Annotated in this window: 14 protein-coding genes and 1 pseudogene; 11 read left to right on the top strand and 4 right to left on the bottom strand. The window is 64.2% G+C overall.

The genetic code is table 11. The features are described 5' to 3' along the window. Positions 1-21: 21 nt before the first annotated feature. Together AAFG13_RS13295 and AAFG13_RS13290 are read left to right on the top strand one after the other, a co-directional pair. Positions 22-1347 (top strand): PLP-dependent transferase, encoded by a 1326-nt coding sequence (locus tag AAFG13_RS13295; RefSeq protein ID WP_342712276.1) that lies wholly within the window; start codon positions 22-24, stop codon positions 1345-1347. Between the two features lie 33 nt (positions 1348-1380). Next, positions 1381-2178: a MetQ/NlpA family ABC transporter substrate-binding protein gene (locus tag AAFG13_RS13290; RefSeq protein ID WP_342712275.1), complete on the top strand. Its 798-nt coding sequence runs from the start codon at positions 1381-1383 to the stop codon at positions 2176-2178. 838 nt (positions 2179-3016) lie between these two features. Here AAFG13_RS13290 and AAFG13_RS13285 read toward each other — a convergent pair. Then, positions 3017-3187, bottom strand: coding sequence for a hypothetical protein (locus AAFG13_RS13285; protein WP_212310337.1), 171 nt, complete (start codon positions 3185-3187; stop codon positions 3017-3019). A gap of 225 nt (positions 3188-3412) precedes the next feature. Between AAFG13_RS13285 and AAFG13_RS13280 the strand changes: the two are divergent. The 5 genes and pseudogenes from AAFG13_RS13280 to AAFG13_RS13260 form a co-directional block, all read left to right on the top strand. Then, positions 3413-3676 (top strand): annotated as a pseudogene (locus tag AAFG13_RS13280) (helix-turn-helix domain-containing protein); the annotation flags it as partial. 263 nt (positions 3677-3939) lie between these two features. Continuing rightward, positions 3940-5190, top strand: a complete 1251-nt coding sequence (locus AAFG13_RS13275; RefSeq protein WP_342712274.1) for an acetyl-CoA C-acetyltransferase — start codon at positions 3940-3942, stop codon at positions 5188-5190. A gap of 18 nt (positions 5191-5208) precedes the next feature. After that, a complete protein-coding gene (locus AAFG13_RS13270; protein WP_342712273.1) occupies positions 5209-5991 on the top strand; it encodes an SDR family NAD(P)-dependent oxidoreductase in 783 nt (260 codons plus the stop codon). 26 nt (positions 5992-6017) lie between these two features. After that, a complete protein-coding gene (locus AAFG13_RS13265) occupies positions 6018-6785 on the top strand; it encodes a crotonase/enoyl-CoA hydratase family protein (protein ID WP_212310333.1) in 768 nt (255 codons plus the stop codon). Positions 6786-6912: 127 nt separating this feature from the next. Beyond that, positions 6913-8073, top strand: a complete 1161-nt coding sequence (locus AAFG13_RS13260) for an acyl-CoA dehydrogenase family protein (protein ID WP_342712272.1) — start codon at positions 6913-6915, stop codon at positions 8071-8073. Between the two features lie 38 nt (positions 8074-8111). On the opposite strand, the gene AAFG13_RS13255 is transcribed toward AAFG13_RS13260, so the two are convergent. Then, entirely contained in the window at positions 8112-8789 is a 678-nt protein-coding gene (locus tag AAFG13_RS13255) for a GntR family transcriptional regulator (RefSeq protein WP_342712271.1), read from the bottom strand. 133 nt (positions 8790-8922) lie between these two features. Between AAFG13_RS13255 and AAFG13_RS13250 the strand changes: the two genes are divergently transcribed. The 3 genes from AAFG13_RS13250 (at position 8923) to AAFG13_RS13240 (ending at position 14407) form a co-directional block, all read left to right on the top strand. Then, complete coding sequence (locus tag AAFG13_RS13250) at positions 8923-12324, top strand: molybdopterin-dependent oxidoreductase (RefSeq protein ID WP_342712270.1); 3402 nt, start codon at positions 8923-8925, stop codon at positions 12322-12324. Positions 12325-12375: 51 nt separating this feature from the next. Further along, entirely contained in the window at positions 12376-13830 is a 1455-nt protein-coding gene (locus AAFG13_RS13245; protein ID WP_342712269.1) for a TIGR00366 family protein, read from the top strand. Positions 13831-14203: 373 nt separating this feature from the next. Continuing rightward, positions 14204-14407 (top strand): hypothetical protein, encoded by a 204-nt coding sequence (locus AAFG13_RS13240; RefSeq protein WP_249143258.1) that lies wholly within the window; start codon positions 14204-14206, stop codon positions 14405-14407. A 106-nt stretch (positions 14408-14513) separates the two neighbouring features. Here AAFG13_RS13240 and AAFG13_RS13235 read toward each other — a convergent pair whose 3' ends face one another. Further along, positions 14514-14930: a hypothetical protein gene (locus tag AAFG13_RS13235; RefSeq protein ID WP_342712268.1), complete on the bottom strand. Its 417-nt coding sequence runs from the start codon at positions 14928-14930 to the stop codon at positions 14514-14516. 365 nt (positions 14931-15295) lie between these two features. On the opposite strand from AAFG13_RS13235, the gene AAFG13_RS13230 reads away from it, so the two are divergent. After that, complete coding sequence (locus tag AAFG13_RS13230) at positions 15296-18349, top strand: adenylate/guanylate cyclase domain-containing protein (RefSeq protein WP_342712267.1); 3054 nt, start codon at positions 15296-15298, stop codon at positions 18347-18349. 93 nt (positions 18350-18442) lie between these two features. Here AAFG13_RS13230 and AAFG13_RS13225 read toward each other — a convergent pair whose 3' ends face one another. Continuing rightward, entirely contained in the window at positions 18443-19168 is a 726-nt protein-coding gene (locus AAFG13_RS13225) for a formyltransferase family protein (RefSeq protein WP_342713332.1), read from the bottom strand. Positions 19169-19176 lie beyond the last annotated feature (8 nt).

Here is a 19176-nt window from a genome sequence, read left to right as displayed (position 1 = left end):
CCGATCCCAGGAGAGTGCGAAATGCCGGTCGAAACGAAGAATCTCGAGACGCTCGCCCTGCATGGCGGGTCCTACCGGTCCGATCCCGCGACCGGTGCGGTGGCGGTTCCGATCTATCAGACCACCTCGTTCCAGTTCGAGAACACCGACCATGCCTCGCGGCTGTTCGCGCTGGAAGCGATCGGGCAGATCTACACAAGGATCAAGAATCCGACGGCGGACGTCTTCGAGGAGCGGCTGGCTGCGCTGGAAGGCGGCGTCGGCGCGCTTGCCGTGGCGTCAGGCCAGACCGCGTCAGCCTTTGCCATCTTCAATATCGCTCAGGCCGGCGACAACATCGTCTCTTCGACCGATCTCTATGGCGGCACCTGGACGCTGCTGTCGCAAACCCTGAAGCAGTTCGGCATCGAGGTGCGGTTCGTCGATCCGGCCGATCCCGAGAATTTCCGCCGCGCCACCGATGCGAAGACCCGCGCCTATTTTGCCGAAACCCTGCCCAATCCCAAGCTCAACGTGTTCCCGATCAGGGAAGTGGCCGATATCGGCCGCTCGCTCGGCGTGCCGCTGATCCTCGACAACACGGCGGTGCCGTTGATCGCACGTCCGTTCGAGCATGGTGCCGCGATCGTGGTCTATTCGACGACGAAGTATATCGGCGGCCACGGCACGTCGATCGGTGGCGCGATCGTCGATGGCGGCAATTTCGACTGGGCGGCGCACGCCGAGCGCTTTCCGCTGCTGGCGCAGCCGGACGCCGCCTATCACGGTGCGATCTGGACGGAGGCCGCCAAGCCGCTCGGTCCGATCGCCTACATCCTGCGGGCGCGCGTCAAGCTGTTGCGCGATCTCGGCGCAGCGATCGCGCCGCAAAATGCCTTCCAGTTCATCCAGGGGCTCGAGACGCTGCCGCTGCGGCTGCGCCAGCACAATGAGAATGCCGTCAAGGTCGCGGAGTACCTGGCCAGGCACCCCAGCGTCTCCCATGTGATCTTCCCGGGATTGCAGGACGGGGAGAATCGCCGCCGCGCCGACACCTACCTGAAGGGCGGCTATGGCGCGCTGGTCGGCTTCGAGCTGAAGGGAGGTGTCGAGGCCGGTCGCCGGTTCATCGATGCGCTGAAGCTGTTCTATCATGTCGCCAATATCGGCGATGCGCGGTCGCTCGCGATCCATCCGGCGTCGACCACCCACCAGCAGCTTACCGGTGCGGAGCAAATCGCGGCCGGCGTCACGCCCGGCTATGTGCGGCTCTCGGTCGGGATCGAGCACCCTGACGACATCATCGCCGACCTCGTTCAGGCATTAGCCCAGGCCGAGGCAGGCAGCAGCGCCCGCAAGGCGGCGTGATCGCATTTGGTAAATCGAAACAGGATTGTGATGATGAAGACATTGTTGCGCCTGGCGCACGCGGCAGGCGTTCTCCTTGCCCTGACGGCGAGCGCCGTCGCCGACGAACCTCTCAAGATCGCGACCAGCGCCGGTCCGGTCGGCCAACTCGCGGCGTTCGCCGCCAAACTGGCCAAGGACAAAGGGCAGGACGTCAAGGTCATCGAGCTGTCCGATTGGGTCGCCTTGAACGAGGTGGTCAACAGCGGCGACGTCGACGCCAACCTGTTCCAGCACGGAACTTATCTTGCGATTCAGAACAAGCAGCGCGGTTTCAATCTGGTCCAGGTCGACAAGGTCGGCGTGATCGCACCGGTCGGGCTGTTCTCGAAGAAGATCAAGTCGCTCGACGAGATCAAATCCGGCGACAGCGTCGCGATCCCGAACGAGCCGCTCAACGGCGCACGTGGATTGATCCTGCTCGAGCGGGCCGGCCTGATCAAGCTGACGCCGGGCAAGGGCTTCGCGGTGAGCCGGTTCGACATCATCGAGAACCCCAAGAATCTGAAGATCGTCGAGCTCGATCCTGCGCAGACCTATCGCTCGCTCGACGACGTCACGCTCGCACTCGTCAACATCACCTACTTGATCCCCGCGGGCGGCGATCCGAAATCGGCGCTGCTGATCGATCGCACGGTGGATGACGGGCTGGTGCTGCGCTTCACGGCGCGGCCGGACAAGAAGGATGATCCGCGCCTCAAGGCCTTCATCCAGGTCTTCGACTCGCCCGAGGTGAAGAAATTCATCGAGGACAAGCTGCCGGCCTTCATTCCGGCCGGCTTCAGCAGCTAAACGCGCGTCAGTTCACGGCGGAGCGGGTGCTGCCCTGTCTCTTCGGTGCGGGAGAGCAGGGCAGCGAGTTCGGCGCATTGGTTGTGGATGCCGGGGAAACGTGGACAGGCGGCCACGGCGAGAACGTTGGCCGCGTGTGTCTTCAGCAAGTGTCTTGGCTCAGCTGAAACCGCAGCACGCGCCGTGCGCGACCGGCTCAACTAGCCATGCGGCCTGAACAGGAAGAGCTCGTGTAGATCGCGCTGTCCATCGGGATGTGCGGCGTGGGCGAGCTTCCTGCGCCACCGCTGCAGTTGTCGGGTCATGCGACCGAGGGTGTGAAGCCAAGAGGATGCGAGACGCATAAAGCCTCCGTCGAATAGTCGTCCCGCTAAGATAGCACGTCTTTGCCCATCTCGAACGCGAACCATGATCGACGCGTCCAGTTTGCAATCAATGAGTCGAACCATGCCGGTTGAACGGTTGCTTCGCTCGTCGAACCGACAACGGAAATTCATTCTCGGAGCGATCCCCGATCAGCGACGGCATTTCGATCTGAGCGGTGCTTGCGGAGCGGGAGCCGCATGGGCGCGCCACATCGAACGACGAAAGCTGGTCTGTCGCACGCCCCATTTGCGTCTCGGCGCTTGTGGGCGGTCGCTTGTACCGGGCATCTCGCTCGATCACCGTCCAGCACCGGTCCGACGTTCGGCACGAACGGATCGGCAGCTGCTGTTCCGATAAACCGGCCCGAGCAGCTTGAGCGATGCGTGAGGTGCGACCCGAGCGCGGGGCGCCCTGCGGCGAGGACGGTTGACAGGGGGGAGCGGCCACTTTAATCACCTGACTAATTAATCAATTAATTAAGGTCTGAAACCCTAGGGAAAGAATCCGCCTGATGCCGGCCGGCCGTCGATATCCGAAGCTGCTTGCCCCGCGCGGTTGCGGCTTCACCGGGCTGGAATACCAGGCGCCCGTCGGCGCCATGCGGATCGGCCTCGAACAGGGCGGAAATGGCCTTGTCCAGCATGCCGCATTCGTTGCCGCTCGGGCATGGCACAGCGCCGGCTCGATCCTCACGGGCGGCGACGCGGCGTGCGCCGATCGCTGCCGTCAGATTCCGCATGCAGTTCCGTTCACGCGTGCGCCGCTCGGCGTTGCGCGCTCGACAGCGATGTCGCGGATCGGCGCGGCCTGCCCGAGCCAGGGTGGGCTTCATTCACCCGTACGACAAATGAGGAGTGAGGCGTAAACGATGGGACGTCGATCTGAGGTACTGATGGCGCAAGACACCGCCGGCACGGACAACCGGCGCGTGATACAGGTGGTATCGCGCGCATTCGACATCGTGCGTTGCTTCGAAGGTCGAAGCATACGCCTGGGCAATCGCGACATCGCCGATCGCTGCGGTCTTCCCCGATCGACGGTCTCCCGTCTCACCTTGACGCTCACCCAGATCGGCCAACTGATCTACCTGCCGCAAGAGCAGAAATATGCTCTCGGTCCGCACGCCGCCGCGCCCGGCGCCCCGTTGTTTGCGGAGGGGTGCGACAAGCCCGTCTGCGCCGACGAGCGGGAGCGCGCAACGGCACAACCGTCCATGCTGATCAACTCGCGCTTCGAATACTTCGAAGATCAGCGCAAGCCGGTTGCCGTGCCGCTTTCGGTCACGCCACACCGCTGACGCCTCGGCTTGTTCCGGGGCAGAAGACCCAGCGCAAACGGTCGGGACCAATCGGCACGAGCCCACAGTCAAGAAACATCCAAAGCAAAGGGAAACGCATGTCTGAAGCATACATCATTGACGCGGTCCGCACGCCGCGCGGCATCGGCAAGCCGGGCAAGGGTGCGCTGTCGCATCTGCATCCGCAGCAACTGGCCGCAACCGTGCTCGGCGCGCTCAAGGAGCGCAACAAGCTCGATACGTCGACCGTCGATGACATCATCTGGTCGACCTCGACCCAGGAAGGCAAGCAGGGCGGCGATCTCGGACGCATGTCGGCGCTCGCCGCCGGCTACGACATCAACGCCAGCGGCACGACGCTGGATCGCTTCTGCGGCGGCGGCATCACCTCGGTGAACCTCGCGGCAGCCTCGGTGATGTCGGGGATGGAGGATTGCGTCATCGCCGGTGGTACCGAGATGATGAGCTATCAGCAGACCCTCGCAGCCGAGCGCTCCAAGGCAGGGCAGCCGGCGCGAATGATGGGTTCGGGCAATCCGGCGCTTGACGAGATTCACCCGCAGTCGCACCAGGGCGTATGCGGCGACGCCATCGCCACGCGTGAGGGGATCAGCCGGGAGGCCTGCGATGCTCTGGCGCTGGTCAGCCAGCAGCGCGCCAAGCGGGCGATCGATGAAGGCCGCTTCGCCAAGTCGGTGATCCCCGTCCTCAACGACGACGGCAGCGTCGCCCTCAACCGCGAAGAATTCCCGCGCCCCGAGACCACGGCCGAAGGCCTTGCTTCGCTGAAGCCGAGCTTCGAGCAGCTTTCCGATTTCGACCTCGGCAACGGCGTGACGTTCAAGAAGCAGATCCAGCGCCGCTATCCCGGCCTCGAGTGGAAGGGCGTGCATCATGCCGGCAACAGCTCGGGCGTGGTGGACGGCGCCGCCGCGGTCCTGATCACGTCGAAGCAATATGCCGAGAAGCACGGCCTCAAGCCGCGCGGCCGGATCGTGGCTTACGCCAATCAGGGTGACGATCCGACGCTGATGCTCAACGCGCCGGTTCCGGCGGCCAAGAAGGTTCTCGCCAAGGCCGGCCTGACCAAGGACGACATCGATGTCTGGGAGATCAACGAGGCCTTCGCGGTCGTCGCCGAGAAGTTCATCCGCGACCTTGAGCTGGATCGCGAGAAGGTCAACATCAACGGCGGCTCGATCGCGCTCGGCCATCCGATCGGCGCGACCGGATCGATCCTGATCGGCACGGCGCTCGACGAGCTCGAGCGCAGCGGCGGACGTTATGGTCTCGTCACCATGTGTGCCGCCGGCGGCATGGCACCGGCCATCATCATCGAACGCATCTGATCGCGAAAGGATATTGCCATGAAACTCGATTCATCGGTCGCCGCCGTCGTCACCGGCGGCGCTTCCGGCCTCGGCGCAGCCACCTCGCGGGCGCTGGCTGCACAAGGCGTGAAAGTCGCGATCTTCGACTTCAACGAAGAGAAGGGTGAAGCCATCGCCAAGGAAATCGGCGGCGTGTTCTGCAAGGTCGATGTCACCTCCGACGAGCAGGTCGATGCGGGCTTCGCCAAGGCCCGCGCAGCCCACGGCCAGGAGCGCATCCTGGTGAACTGCGCCGGCACCGGCAACGCGGTGAAGACCGCCGGCCGGGACAAGAAGACCGGTGAACCCACCCACTTCCCGATCGACGCCTTCAACCGCATCATCCAGATCAACCTCGTCGGCACCTTCCGCTGCATCGCCAAGTCGGCGCAGGGCATGCTGTCGCTGACCCCGCTGGAGCACGGTGAGCGCGGTGCTGTCGTCAACACCGCGTCCGTCGCGGCCGAGGACGGCCAGATGGGACAGGCGGCTTATTCGGCCTCGAAGGCCGGCGTCGTCGGCATGACCCTGCCGATCGCGCGCGACCTGATGGCCGAAGGCATCCGCGTCAACACCATCCTGCCGGGCATCTTCAACACGCCGCTGCTGCAGGGCGCCCCGGAGAACGTCAAGGCCGCGCTCAGCGCGTCGGTGCCGTTCCCGAAGCGTCTTGGCATGCCGGAGGAATATGCCCAGCTGGCGCTGACCATGATCACCAACGGCTACTTCAACGGTGAAGACGTCCGCCTCGATGGCGCGATTCGCATGGCTCCGCGCTAAGCGCACGGCAACAGGAGACGAAAGCGATGTCCGAAGAAACTCCGGTCCTCACTGAAGTCCGCGGACCTATCCTGATCATCACGCTGAACCGGCCGGAAGCCAAGAACGCGGCCAACCTCGCCCTCTCCAAGGGCGTGGCCGCGGCGATCGACCGGCTCGACGCCGACGATGCCCTCAGCGTCGGCATCATCACCGGCGCCGGCGGCACATTCTGCTCGGGAATGGACCTCAAGGGGTTCCTGAAGGGCGAGCGGCCCTCCATCCCGGGCCGTGGCTTCGCCGGACTCACCGAGGCGCCGCCGAAGAAGCCGCTGATCGCGGCCGTCGACGGCTACGCGCTCGCCGGCGGGATGGAGATCGCGCTGTCGTGCGACATGATCGTCGCGAACCGCAACGCCAAGTTCGGGATTCCCGAGGTGAAGCGCGGGCTGGCTGCTGCGGCTGGCGGGCTGATCCGGATGCCGCGCCAGATGCCGTTCCGCGTGGCGATGGAGTTCGCGTTGACGGGCGAGTTCTTCGGCGCACAGCGCGCCTACGAGCTCGGCATCATCAATCGCGTGACCGATGGCCCGGCGCTCGACGCCGCGCTCGAGCTTGCCGCCGCGATCGGTGCCAATGGCCCGCTTGCCGTCAAGGCATCCAAGCAGGTGATCGTGGAATCCCGGCTCTGGCCGGAAGACCAGATGTGGAAGAAGCAGCAGGAGATCGTCGCTCCCGTCTTCGTATCCGAAGATGCCCGCGAGGGTGCGGCGGCCTTTGCAGAAAAACGCGCGCCGAACTGGAAGGGCAAGTAAGGCGCCGCCTATTTCAATGACGGAGCGTCGGTTTTGATTGAAGCAGAACCGGCGCTCCGATTTTTTTGTCAGTGCTTCGCCGCACGCGCCGGTTTGCACGTCGCTTGAGAGCGCTATTGGGTGAATGATGCGCAGCTTTACCGAAAACCAGGTCATCTTCCGCGACTCCTATCGCAAGTTCCTCGCCAGCGAGATCACGCCCCATATGGAAGCGTGGCGGGAGGCCGGCATCGTCGACCGCAGCGCGTTCAAGAAGGCCGGCGATCTCGGCTTCCTGATGATCTGGCCCGAGGAGAAATACGGCGGGATGGGCGATGAGGACTTCCGCTATGAGCAGATCATCATCGAGGAGACCGCGCGCTCCGGCTGCAAGGGCTGGTTCAACACGCTGCACAGCCGCCTGGTCGGCTCCTATTTCAAGCGCTTCGGCACCGAAGAGCAGCGCGACCGCTTCCTCCCGAAATGCGTCAGCGGCGAGACCATCCTGGCGATCGCGATGACCGAGCCCGGCGCCGGCTCGGACCTCGCAGGCATGCGGACGACGGCGGAAGACAAGGGCGATCATTTCCTGCTCAACGGCTCGAAGACTTACATCTCCAACGGCATCAATTCCGACGTGGTGATCGTGGCCGCCAGGCTCGCAGGCGCCGAGAAGAAGCACGCGATGGTGCTCGTGATCGTCGAGCGCGGCATGGAGGGCTTCGAGCGCGGCCGAAATCTCAAGAAGATGGGCATGCCGGCGCAGGACACCGCCGAACTGTTCTTCCAGAACGTCAAGGTGCCCAAGGCCAACGTGCTGGGAGAGCCGGGCAGGGGCTTCTACTACCTCATGGAAGGCCTTGCCGAGGAGCGGCTGATCTCCGCGGTCGGATCGATCGCTAACGGCCGCAAGGCGTTCGACATCACGCGCGCCTACGTGATGGATCGCAAGCTGTTCGGCAGGCCGCTCGCCGAACAGCAGAATACCCAGTTCCGCATGGCGGAGATGGATGCCGAAATCGACCTCGTGCAGGTCTATGTCGATCACTGCGTGGCCGAGCACAATGCCGGACGCCTGACCAGCAATATGGGCGCCAAGGCCAAGATGATGTCGTCGGAAGTCGAGTGGAAGATGCTCGACCTCGGCGTGCAACTGCACGGCGGCGCGGGCTACATGGATGAATATCCGATCAGCCGCATGTTCACCGATGCGCGTGTCAATCGGATCCTGGCGGGAAGCTCCGAGGTGATGCGGCTGATCATCGGCCGCGATGTCTTCTCGGAGCACTACAAGAGCATTCTGGACTAGCGGTTCACTGCAACCGGCTGTCGACCGCACTCCACGCGTTACCCGCGCGCCTGCCGCAGCGGCTCGCGCGCATATTCCTTCGAGCGCATCAATGCGTCGACGAAGATCGGCTCCCAGGAGCGGATGTGGCTGCGAAGCAGGGTCGGCAGCGCCTCGGTCTCGCCGGCGAGCGCGAGCTCGATCAGCCGGTAGTGCTCGGGCACCGAGGCCTGCTGCCGCTCGAGACCGGCGCGTGAGCTGATGCCATAGAGCCGCATCTTGTCGCGCAGGCCCATCACCATGTCGGTCAAGAGCTCGTTGCCGGCGGCTGCGATGAACTCGCGATGATAGTTGCGGTCGGCTTCGAGATAGAGTTGGACGTCGTCGGTCTCGACGGCCTTCGCGATCTGGTCGGCCCAGCCGCGCACGGCCGGTAGATCCTTTGGAGGATTGGCGGCGACCAGCACGGCGGCGTGCAGCTCCAGCACCTCGCGCATGTCGAACAAATTGCGCAACTCGGTCAGCGACGGCTCCACGACCTTGAAGCCGCGGTTGCGCATCGGCTCGACCAGGCCGCCGCGGCTGAGCTCGAGCAGCGCTTCGCGCACCGGCGTCGAGGAGACGCCGAGGCTCGCCGCGAGTGACGGCACCGAATACATCGTGCCGGGAAGGCTCTGCCCGGAGATGATCTCGGCGCGCACCCGCTGCAGCACCTGTTCGCGCAAATTCTGGTCCATGGGTGCCTCTCGCCGGGAGCTCCGATTCGTCCCTGATTATTACTTAGCCTTGACGCGGCCGGTAGCGTATGACGTAAATGTGTAACGCATTACAAGCATGCGTCACAACGGCTGACTTGATGATGAGACGGCGGTGAAACAGCGGCTATCCGGCTATTGCACACTTTGTCGCTCGCGCTGCGGTTCCGTCACCGTGGTCGAGGACGGACGCGTTGTCGGCGTGGAGGTATTAAATAACCACCCGACCGGCGGCGCGCTTTGCGCCAAGGGCCGGGCCGCCCCCGAAATCGTCGCCAGCCCGCGTCGTCTGACCGTGCCCTTGAAGCGGACCCGGCCGCGTGATGCCGCCGATCCGGACTGGGTCGAGGTGTCGTGGGACGAGGCACTGACCGAGATCGCCGACCGGCTCGGCAGGATCCGGGCCGAGAGCGGCGCGGAGGCGGTGGCGTTCGGCGTCACTACGCCGAGCGGCACGCCAATGGTCGACAGCTTTGAGTGGGTCGAGCGCTTCATCCGCGGCTTCGGCAGTCCCAACCTGATCTACGCGGTCGAGATCTGCGGCTGGCACAAGGACTACGCGCACGCGCTGACCTTCGGTCGCGGCATCGGCTTTCCTGATTACGACAATGCCGATGCGATCATCCTGTGGGGCCACAATCCCGCGCGCACCTGGCTCGCCCAGGCAACACGGATCGCCGACGCGCGGCGGCGCGGCGCCAAGGTCGTCGTCGTCGATCCCAAACCGAACGGCTCGGGTCAGCAGGCCGATCTCTGGCTGCGGATTCGACCCGGCGCCGATGGCGCACTTGCGATGGGGGCGATCCGTCATCTCATCGCGACCGGCAGCTTCGATGCGGATTTCGTCGATGCATGGACCAATGGATCGCTGCTGGTCGATCGCGCGACCGGGCGCTTCCTGCGCGCCGACGCGCTATGGCCGGATGGCGCACCTGAGGCCTTCGTTCGTCTCGATGCACAGGGCTCGCCGGCGCCTTGCGACACCCGTTACGCACCGGAGCGCGGCGGCCAGCTGCGCGGCGCGCTGTCGATCCGTGCGCGCGACGGCCGGACGATATCGGCGGCAACCGCGTTCGAATTGCTGACCGAGCGCGCCGCGCCCTATACGCCGGCGCGCGTGGCGGAACTGACCTGGCTGCGTGTCGAGGACATCGACGCCTTCAATGCGCTGCTCGCCGCCCGGCCGCGGCTTGCCTATCATTCCTGGACCGGCGTCGGCCAGCACACCAACGCCACCGCGATCGAGCGCGCGATTGCGTCGCTTTATGCGCTGACCGGCGCGTGCGATCGGCCCGGCGGCAACCGCTGGCCGGTGCCGCCGCCGACACGCCCCCTCAACGACTACAACATCCTCCCGCCGGAGCAGCAGGCCAAGGCGCTCGGCCTTGCCGAACTGCCGCTCGGCCCGCCGGCGAAGGGCTGGATCACGGCGCGCGATTTCAGCCGCGCCGTGCTCGAGGGCGAGCCTTACCGGGTGCGCGCACTGGTCGCCTTCGGCACTAACTTCGTCGTGTCGCAGGGCCATTCGGAGCGCAATCGCGCGGCGCTGAACGCGCTGGAATTCCAGGTTCATGTCGACATGTTCATGAACCCGACCGCGGAGAGCGCCGATTTCGTGCTGCCGGCCAGCACGCCGTGGGAACGCGACGCGCTCAAGATCGGGTTCGAGATCACGCAGCAAGCTGTCGAGACCGTGCAGTTTCGTCCGCGCATGGTCAAGCCGATCGGTGAAGTGAAGGCCGATTACGAGATCGCCGCCGCACTCGCGCTCAAGCTCGGCATGGGGAACTTGTTCTTCGGCGGCGACATCAAGGCCGGCTGGAATTATCAGCTGGCACCGCTCGGCATCGATGTCGAGGATCTGCGCGAACATCCTGAAGGACGCCGCTTCCCGCAGGTCTTTCGCGATGAAAAATACGCCATCACGCGCGAGGACGGAACGGCGGCGGGCTTTGCGACGCCGACACGCCGTGTCGAGATCTATTCGGAGCTGATGCTGGGACACGGGCATGACCCATTGCCCGATCATGTCGAACCGGTCGGCAGCCCGCTCACGACAGCGGCGGACGAACGCTTTCCGCTCGTACTCTCCACCGCCAAGAGCGGCTGGTTCATTCACTCCTCCTGGCGGCACGTCGCCTCGCTGCGGCGCAAGTCGCCCGATCCGGCTGTCGAGATCAGCCCGCAACTCGCCGAGCGGCGCGGACTTGTGGAAGGCGACTGGGCCGTGGTGGAAACACAAGGCGGTGCCGTGCGCTTGAAGGTACGCCTCAATGCGGCGCTCGACGCGCGGGTCGTCGTCGCCGAATTCGGCTGGTGGGAAGATTGTCCGCCGCTCGGCCGCGATCGTTCCGCGACATCAGGTATCCTCACGCACAACATCAACGCGGTGCTGCACGACGATGCGCGCGATCCAGTCAGCGGCTCCGTTCCGCTGCGTGCGATTGTCTGCGATATCAGGCGGGACGACGTGGCCAGCCGCGGCGTCTGGAGCGGCCAGCGGCGGTTCGTGGTCGGCGAGCGCATGGCCGAGGCCGATAACGTCATCGCCCTCAGCCTGCGGCCGCTTGACGGCGGTCCGCTGCCCGATTTCCTGCCGGGGCAACATGTGATGACCGCATTGCCCGGCGCAACCGAGGCGCGGGCCTATTCGCTGACCGGATCGGGCAACCTGCCGCAAGCGCTGTCGATCGCAGTGAAGGGACGTTTCCTCAATGAGGCGCGGGGCGGCGATGCACCGTTCTTCATGCCGGATCGGCTGCATGGTCTCGCTGTTGGAGACGAGGTTCTGCTGGAGCCGCCGGGCGGCATTTTCACGCCGCCATTGAAGGGGCCGCGGCCGCTGGTCTTCCTCGCTGCCGGCATCGGCATCACGCCGTTCATCAGCCATCTCGAGACGCTGCAACAGGTGGCGCAACAGGACCGCGTTGCCGAGGTCCTGCTGCTGCACGGCTGCCGCAGCAGCCGCGAGCATCCGTTCGCGCAGCGGCTCGCCGAGCTGGAAGCTTACACGCCGGAGCTGACGCGAATGACGTTCTATTCGGCCCCGCTCGCGCAAGACCCGGTCGACGCGCATTCGCTGCGCAAGGGGCGGGTCGATCTCGAACAAGTCAAGCCGCTCTTGGCGCGCCGGCCGCTGGTCTACATCTGCGGCTCGCCGGACTTCGTTACGGCCCAGATCGAGGCCGCGGTGGTGCTTGGTATCCCGCGGTTCGACATTTTCGCCGAAAGCTTCGTGTCGCCGCCGTCGGTACCGAGCGACCTTGCGCCACGAACCATCCGGCTTGCGGGCAGCAAGCAGAGTTTTTCGTGGGGACCGGAGCAGGGGACGCTGCTCGACGCCGCAAGTGCGGCAGGCGTTGCGCTGCCGAGCGGCTGCCGTGTCGGGCAATGCGAAAGCTGCGCGGTCGAGGTCGTCGATGGGGAGTTCACCCATCTCGGCCCAGTCGATGCGAGCGAGGGCCAGTGCCTCACCTGCCAGGCCGTGCCGCTCACCGATCTCACGCTCGCGCTTTGATGACCAAACACGATTGAAGGCCAACCGCATCACCGGAAGGGGATCAGATTGATGACGAATGCAACGCACGACCAGACCATGAACCTGCGAAAACCTGTCGCTGACAACATCATGGCGCGCTTTTCGCAGGCGCTGGTGGTGTTCGCCGAGCGCTGGTTTCCGGATGCGTATGTCTTCGTCCTGATCGCCGTGATCGCGGTTGCCGCAGGCGCGATCCTGCATGGCGGTTCGCCGCTCGCCGTCAGCCGTGCGTTCGGCGATGGGTTCTGGAATCTGATTCCGTTCACGATGCAGATGGCGCTGGTCGCGATCGGTGGCTACGTCGTGGCGATGTCGCCACCGGTCGCGGCCGTGCTGGCGCGGCTCGCGAACGTGCCGAAGACCGGACGCGGCGCGGTGGTTTTTGTCGGGATGCTCAGCATCTTCCTCTCGCTGCTGAACTGGGGCCTGAGCCTGATCTTTTCCGGTCTGCTGGTGCGGGAGATCGCGCGGCGCACGGATATCCGGCTCGATTATCGCGCAGCCGGTGCGGCCGGCTATCTCGGGCTCGGTTGCGGCTTCACCCTCGGCATCACGTCATCGGCCGCGCAGCTCCAGGCCAATGCCGGCAGCATTCCGGCATCGCTTCTGCCGATCACCGGCGTGATCGGTTTCTCGGAAACCATCCTGACCTGGCAGAACATGGTCACCGTCGCGATGGTGAGCGTCGTGTCGGCGGCGATCTGCTATTTCACGACGCCGGCGCCGGAGCAGGCCAAGACGGCGGAAGACCTCGGCGTCGCGCTCGGCGATGATCGCATCGAGGCCAGGAAGCCGGCCCGTCCGGGCGACTGGCTGGAGTTCAGTCCGTTGCTGACGATCCTGATCGCGCTGCTTGCCGCCGGCTGGCTGTGGCAGACGTTCCAGTCGGGCAATCCGCTGATCACGCTGTCGGGGCTCAACACTTATAATTTCGTCTTCCTCATTCTCGGCATTGTGCTGCACTGGCGGCCGCGCAGCCTGATCGAATCCTTTTCCAAGGCGATGCCGAGCGTCTCCGGCGTGCTGTTGCAGTTTCCGTTCTACGCCGGTATCGCGCAAATCCTGACCAAGGTGCCGAACAGCAGCGGCACCACGCTGTCGGACACGATCGCGCACTGGTTCGTCGGCGCCTCCAGCAATTCTACCGTGTTCTCATTCCTGGTCGGAATCTATTCAGCGCTGCTCGGCTTCTTCGTGCCGTCGGCCGGCGGAAAGTGGATCATCGAGGCGCCCTACATCATGAAGGCGGCCAACGACATCGGCGCGCATCTAGGCTGGACGGTGATGGTCTACAACATCGCCGAGACGCTGCCGAACTTCATCAACCCGTTCTGGATGCTGCCGCTGCTCGGCATCCTCGGCCTGAAGTCGAAGGATCTGATCGGCTACACGTCGGTGCAGTTCTTCATCCACTTCCCGATCGTGATGCTGCTGGCCGCGATCCTGATGGCGACCTTCACCTATCACCCGCCGATCCTGCCCTGAGCGAGCGCGGCCGGGCACCAGGACGCACGGTACCCGGCCAAGGTCGGCCAATTCGGCGGACCGCGACCGTCATCACCAAAACCATGCTGTTTTCCCGGTCGTCGCGAATGAGGCATCGCGCCGGGCCGTGATCTTTGGTCGGTCATTTCATTGACCGCGGTGCGATTCGGCCGGATATTGATCCGCGCTAACCCGCGTTGTTCAAGGTCACTGCCATGAGACATTACCACCGCAGCTTGATGTCCGACATGCGAAGCCGCATGCAGCATCGCTGCGTCTCGGCGGCGACCGGCGTCTGTTGTTGATCGCTTAAGAAAAATCCAAAGCACCCGACAATCAGACAGGAGCGCCGTCATCCGGCGATCGAGCACGCATGTCCCAAGCCCATATGTCCCAAGCTTACGTCATCGAAGTATCGGATCGAACCGCGGGTATTGTCGTCAGCGACGCCAGAGGCTTCTGCTTCTTCTCCTCGGATCGCGCCTTTGATGGCCTCGACGGAGGCTATTTCGGCTCCGCTCGCGCCGCGGAGCGTGCGGTGAGGGCGCTGTTGCAGCAGCGCCGCCCGGCGTCATAGATCATCCCCACGGCATCGGCGGTGGGCCAAGGTTGATGCGGCTGCCAGCAGGCAGCCGCGTGAGGTGCAATACCGTCGCGCGGAAAGTGCCGCCTGCGATCGCGGATCAGGCCGGGCAGACCATCGTCAGCAGCAGCAGCGTTGGCGGCTGATTGTCGCCGTTGGCGTGCTCCCAGGTCAGTAGAATGTCGTGTCGATCGGCGTTCGGCGCATTCTTGTCCTTCTCCTTCACATCGATCTTCATCGGGATCGGAGGTTGGGAGTTGAAGCACTTGCGGACGGCGGCATCCATCAGCGCGCATTTCGTCAGCGGTACGACGCCGGCCTCGTCCTTGGAGAGGGCTGCGGTGCTTGCTTGAGTGGCAAGGTCAAGGCGCGCCTTGCCCATCTCCTTCTGCCACAGCTTGCCGCTCCCGCCCGGCCACTGGTGCCTGGGCGACAGGATCGGCTGGTATTGACCATATTCCAGCGTCTCGATGTCGATGAGATCCGACGCCTTAAGTATAGCGACGCTCTTGATCATGTTGTCCAAAGGATAGTAGTGCGCGTTGATATGATCTTTGAACTGCTGGTTATTGTATACTCTTCCGCCCATAGGATTTCCCTTTCATTACAACTTTGGCTTGTTCTGGCTATACATAAGTTATGCAACGCGGGGGACGTCGAACGAAATCTGTCGCACGGCTCGAGTTGCGCCGTTTGATTTCTCGCGTCTCGACCTACCACTCAAGACTGTATTTCGTCCAGTTGAGCAACCTCTCGGGTTGGCGCGGGTGCAGACGGACTGCACGTCCGGATTGATAAGCATGTCCCGATGGGTAATCTCTACTCTAAGCTGCTCACCGGGATGCTGAGCTGGCGAGACCGCAGCAGCCTTTGAGAGCAGGAATGCTTTGCTTTGCATGCCAATCGACGATCGGAGCGAACGACAATTGGTGCGCCCAATGCGGTGCCGCCGTAGCCAAGCGCGTCGATCCCGACAGCGAACAGCGATTTGTGACGATCCTTCGCGCCGACGTGGTCGACTCCACGGGGCTCGTAGCAGACCTGGATCCGGAAGAGGCGGTCTCCCGCCTGGAGCCGGCCCTGGCCGCCATGCGCGGCGCGGTGCGCCAGTTTGGCGGAATCGTCAGCAAGGAATTGGGTGATGGGCTCGCCGCGGTATTTGGCGCCCCGATTGCTGATGACAACCACGCGCCGCTTGCGTGCCATGCTGCGATCGAGCTCGTTCGACGCGTCGCCGCTTTGGGCGATTCGGGGCTCCAGGTTCGGGTCGGGCTCCATTCGGGGCGTGTCGTGGCCTACATGGTCGCCAGCGAATATTCCAAGGTTTATGAGATCGGGGGCGCCGCACAGCATCTGGCCGCGCGCCTCGAAGCGGCTGCTGGACCGAATCAGATCTACGCATCCGAAGCCTGCCAGAAGCTCGCTGAAGGTAACGTTCAGTTCGAGTTTCTCGGACGCAGGCAGCTCAAAGGGTTTAGTGAGGCTTTGCCGATCTATCGCGTGACGGGTGCAACCGACGTCTCCAGTTGGCGGGTACGCAGGGCACGAAGCGTTGCGCGGTTCGTCAACCGGCTGAATGAGACCGCGCTGCTCAGGCGATTGGCGCAGGACGCCGGCCCGAACCGGCAAACGGCGCTCTTGATTGGTGACCCCGGTATCGGGAAATCGCGGCTGGTGCACGAGTTCGTCGATGAGCTCACCCGGGAGGGCTGGCTACCGTTCCACGCCGAATGCAGCCCAAATCTTCAAGGCGCGCCGTTCAGTACGCTAAAGGCCCTGATGCTCTCGATCCTGGAGGGCACGGCGGCCGACACTGACGTCCTGACACGCCTAACAGGGGTTCAGCGCTCGGCCATCGACGCGGTGCTGGACCGTTCGATATCGGATCCTGAATGGGGCGAGTTGGAGCCGCACGCGCGCGGCCGCACGATCAGCGAAGCATGCTGTGCGATTGTTGAAAGCCTTGTTGTTCGCCGACGCACGGTGATCCTCATCGAGGATCTGCACTGGATCGACCGCGCGAGCGAGACCGTCATGGCGGCACTCGCTTCGCAGCAGGTACCCGGGCTTCTTGTGCTTCTGACCAGCAGGCCGAACGGAATGCCGGATTGGGTTGCGCGCTGTAACGCTGAAATTGCGGCGTTGCGTTCGCTCGGCGAGGACGCAGGACGGGAGATGCTGGACGACATCTTGGGGCGGTCCGCGAACATGGCCGATTTGAAGAGCCGCGTCGTGCTTCATACGGCCAGCGTGCCGCTCTTCATTGAAGAGGTCTGCCGGGGCCTCAAGGACAGCGGGATTCTGCGGGGGCATTGGGGCGATCTGGCGCTGGCGCGTCCGGTCGGCGATCTCGGAATTCCGAGCAGCATCCAGGGCGTGATCGCAGCGCGTCTGGATCGGGTATCGAGGGAGGAGCGCTCCCTGTTACAGATAGCGGCAGCGCTAGGCCCCCGCGCGACGGAAGCTATCCTGCGCGAGGCGTCGGGCCTCCCCGAACCCGTGCTGCAGCGCTGCCTGGCGGTTCTCGACCGCTCGGAGTTTCTGGTGAAGATCGATATCGAGCCGGATCGATTGCTCGAGTTTCCGCACGAGATGGTCCGCCAGGTCATCTACGACTCGATGGTCGAAAAAGTGCGTGAAGGTGTCCACGCACGCATTCTTGCGACGTTGGAGGGCAGTGGAAGCTGGCATGATGAGCCGAACAGGCTCTGCTATCACGCAATGCGAGCAAAGGACTGGCAGAAAGCTTTCAGCTACGGCCGAACTGCGGCGCGGAAGAGCCTGGCAAGATCGGCATTTGCCGACGCAGCCAACTACTTCGAGATCGCGATGACCGCGCTCGACAAGACGCCGTTCGCTCGCTCGCGCGAAGCGGATGCGGTCGACCTTCGCATCGAGGCGCGCACGGCCTTCATGAGCGCAGGCAAGGTCGCCGAGTGGTTCGACCTTGGAAGGGACGCGGAGGGACGCGCCAACGCGATTGATGATATCGGGCGGAAGGTCGCGGCGATGGCGGTCAGGTCGGGGGCGCAGAACTTCTACGGCACGCCGATCGAGGCCATCGAAACCGGCGAGGAGGTTGCTCGCTTGGCGGCAGAGTGGGGCAATCCCGGTTGGCTCAACCTCGCTCAATACAGCCTTGGCCAAGCCTATTTCATTGCCGGGCGTTATCGCGACGCAGAGCAGATGCTGGGACAGGCGTGCCTCCGCCTGTCCGGGCCGGATGCCAGCGCGCCGCCTGGGACGACGCCGAAAACCCTGGAGCTGCTGTCCTGCATGATGAAGAGCGTGACCCACACGACCTTGGGAGAAATTGATACCGGGACCGAGTTTCATCAACGCGCGTCAGCAATCGCCAATGAGAGCAACAGGCCATTTGATCGCGTTGGCGCGGGCTATAGCGGCGGTTGTCTGGCGCTCGGGCGGGGCAATCCTGGCGAAGCAGCGGCGATCCTGGAGGACGCTTTTGCCATTACACAAAAGTATGGAATTCGCCTCTTTGTGCCGGTCATCACCTGCCATCTCGGTATTGCCTATCTGGAACAGGGACGTCTCTCAGACGCGCGGGTTACGCTTCTCGAAGCCCGAGAGGTCGCCAGGTCGGTGAGCTATACCTCGATCGTGCTACGTACCTCGATCTATTTGGCACTCGCTCTCAGTCGGCTCGGCGACGTGCAGGCTGCGCTGAACATGCTGCGAGAGGCTCGGAATACCGCGCGGCAGCAAGGATTCTCCGGCCTCGAAGCCGAGGCGCTGTTCGCAGAGGCGACGGTATCGCCGGCGTCAAACGAGAACGACAGGACTTCCATTCTGCATAAGTTGCGCGCAGCGATTGCGATTGCATCGAGCAGTGGCACGAAGCCGCTGCTGCATCGGGCCGAAGCGCTCGTGAACGGAATGCTTGCCGATCCCCAGGGAGAGCCCTGGCGGCATTAAAGTATGATCCAGAGAGGTGTGGCGCGCCTTTCCGAAAGGATCATGCCTAAACAGCGCAAGCGCGGTGATGCTTCAACCTGATCTCGTCGCGCTTCAGGAGGCAGCAGCGAGCGGCGGTGAGACCACCTGCGGTGCCTCGGGCGCCTGCGTGGCGGTCGTCGCCAGCTCGAAGCGGATGCTGTGTACGGAGACGGTCAGCGGGATGGCGCGGAAGTCGTCGTGGAAGGCGCGGATCCGGCGGGCCAGTTCGCCGGCGCTGATGCCGGCGGGAAGCTCGCACATGTCGCGGTACATCTGCCGGGTGCTCTTGATGCCGCACCAGGCGATCTCCAGTTCTTGCAGCGACGAGGGATCGCATGCGAGATCGCGCGACATCCGCCAGAACAGATGGGCAAGCCGCACATAGGCGATCTGCTCGAGCCCGCGCACGCTGATCTTGTCGGGAATGATGAAGGACTCGACTCCGACGATCGGGCCGGAATCGACGCGCGCGGCCATCACATGGGCCGTCGCGCCGAACGTGCGTGCACCGTCATAGAGCGCGAAATGCGCCGGCGCCCAGCCGGGATATTGCGGCGGGCCGGGGTGGAAATTATAGGCGCCGTGGCCGAGCGCCGCCAGGATGGTTTCAGTCACGATGACGCTGGTGGTGAACGCCAGCAGCCGGGCCTCGCGCAATACCTCGGGCTCGATCGCCGCGAGGTCCTCGGCCGTCACCGCGCAGCGGAACGACAGCGCCGGATTGTGCGCCTTCAACAGCTCGGTGAGCGCGAATTGCTGGTCGGCGACGCCGGTGAGAAGGATGATGGTTTTCATGATGTCGATGT

The sequence above is a fragment of the Bradyrhizobium sp. B124 genome, from assembly GCF_038967635.1.
In the GTDB taxonomy this organism is placed as follows: Bacteria; Pseudomonadota; Alphaproteobacteria; order Rhizobiales; family Xanthobacteraceae; genus Bradyrhizobium.
Note: the sequence above shows the minus strand (reverse complement) of the source record. Positions and strands in the feature narration are given on the sequence as shown.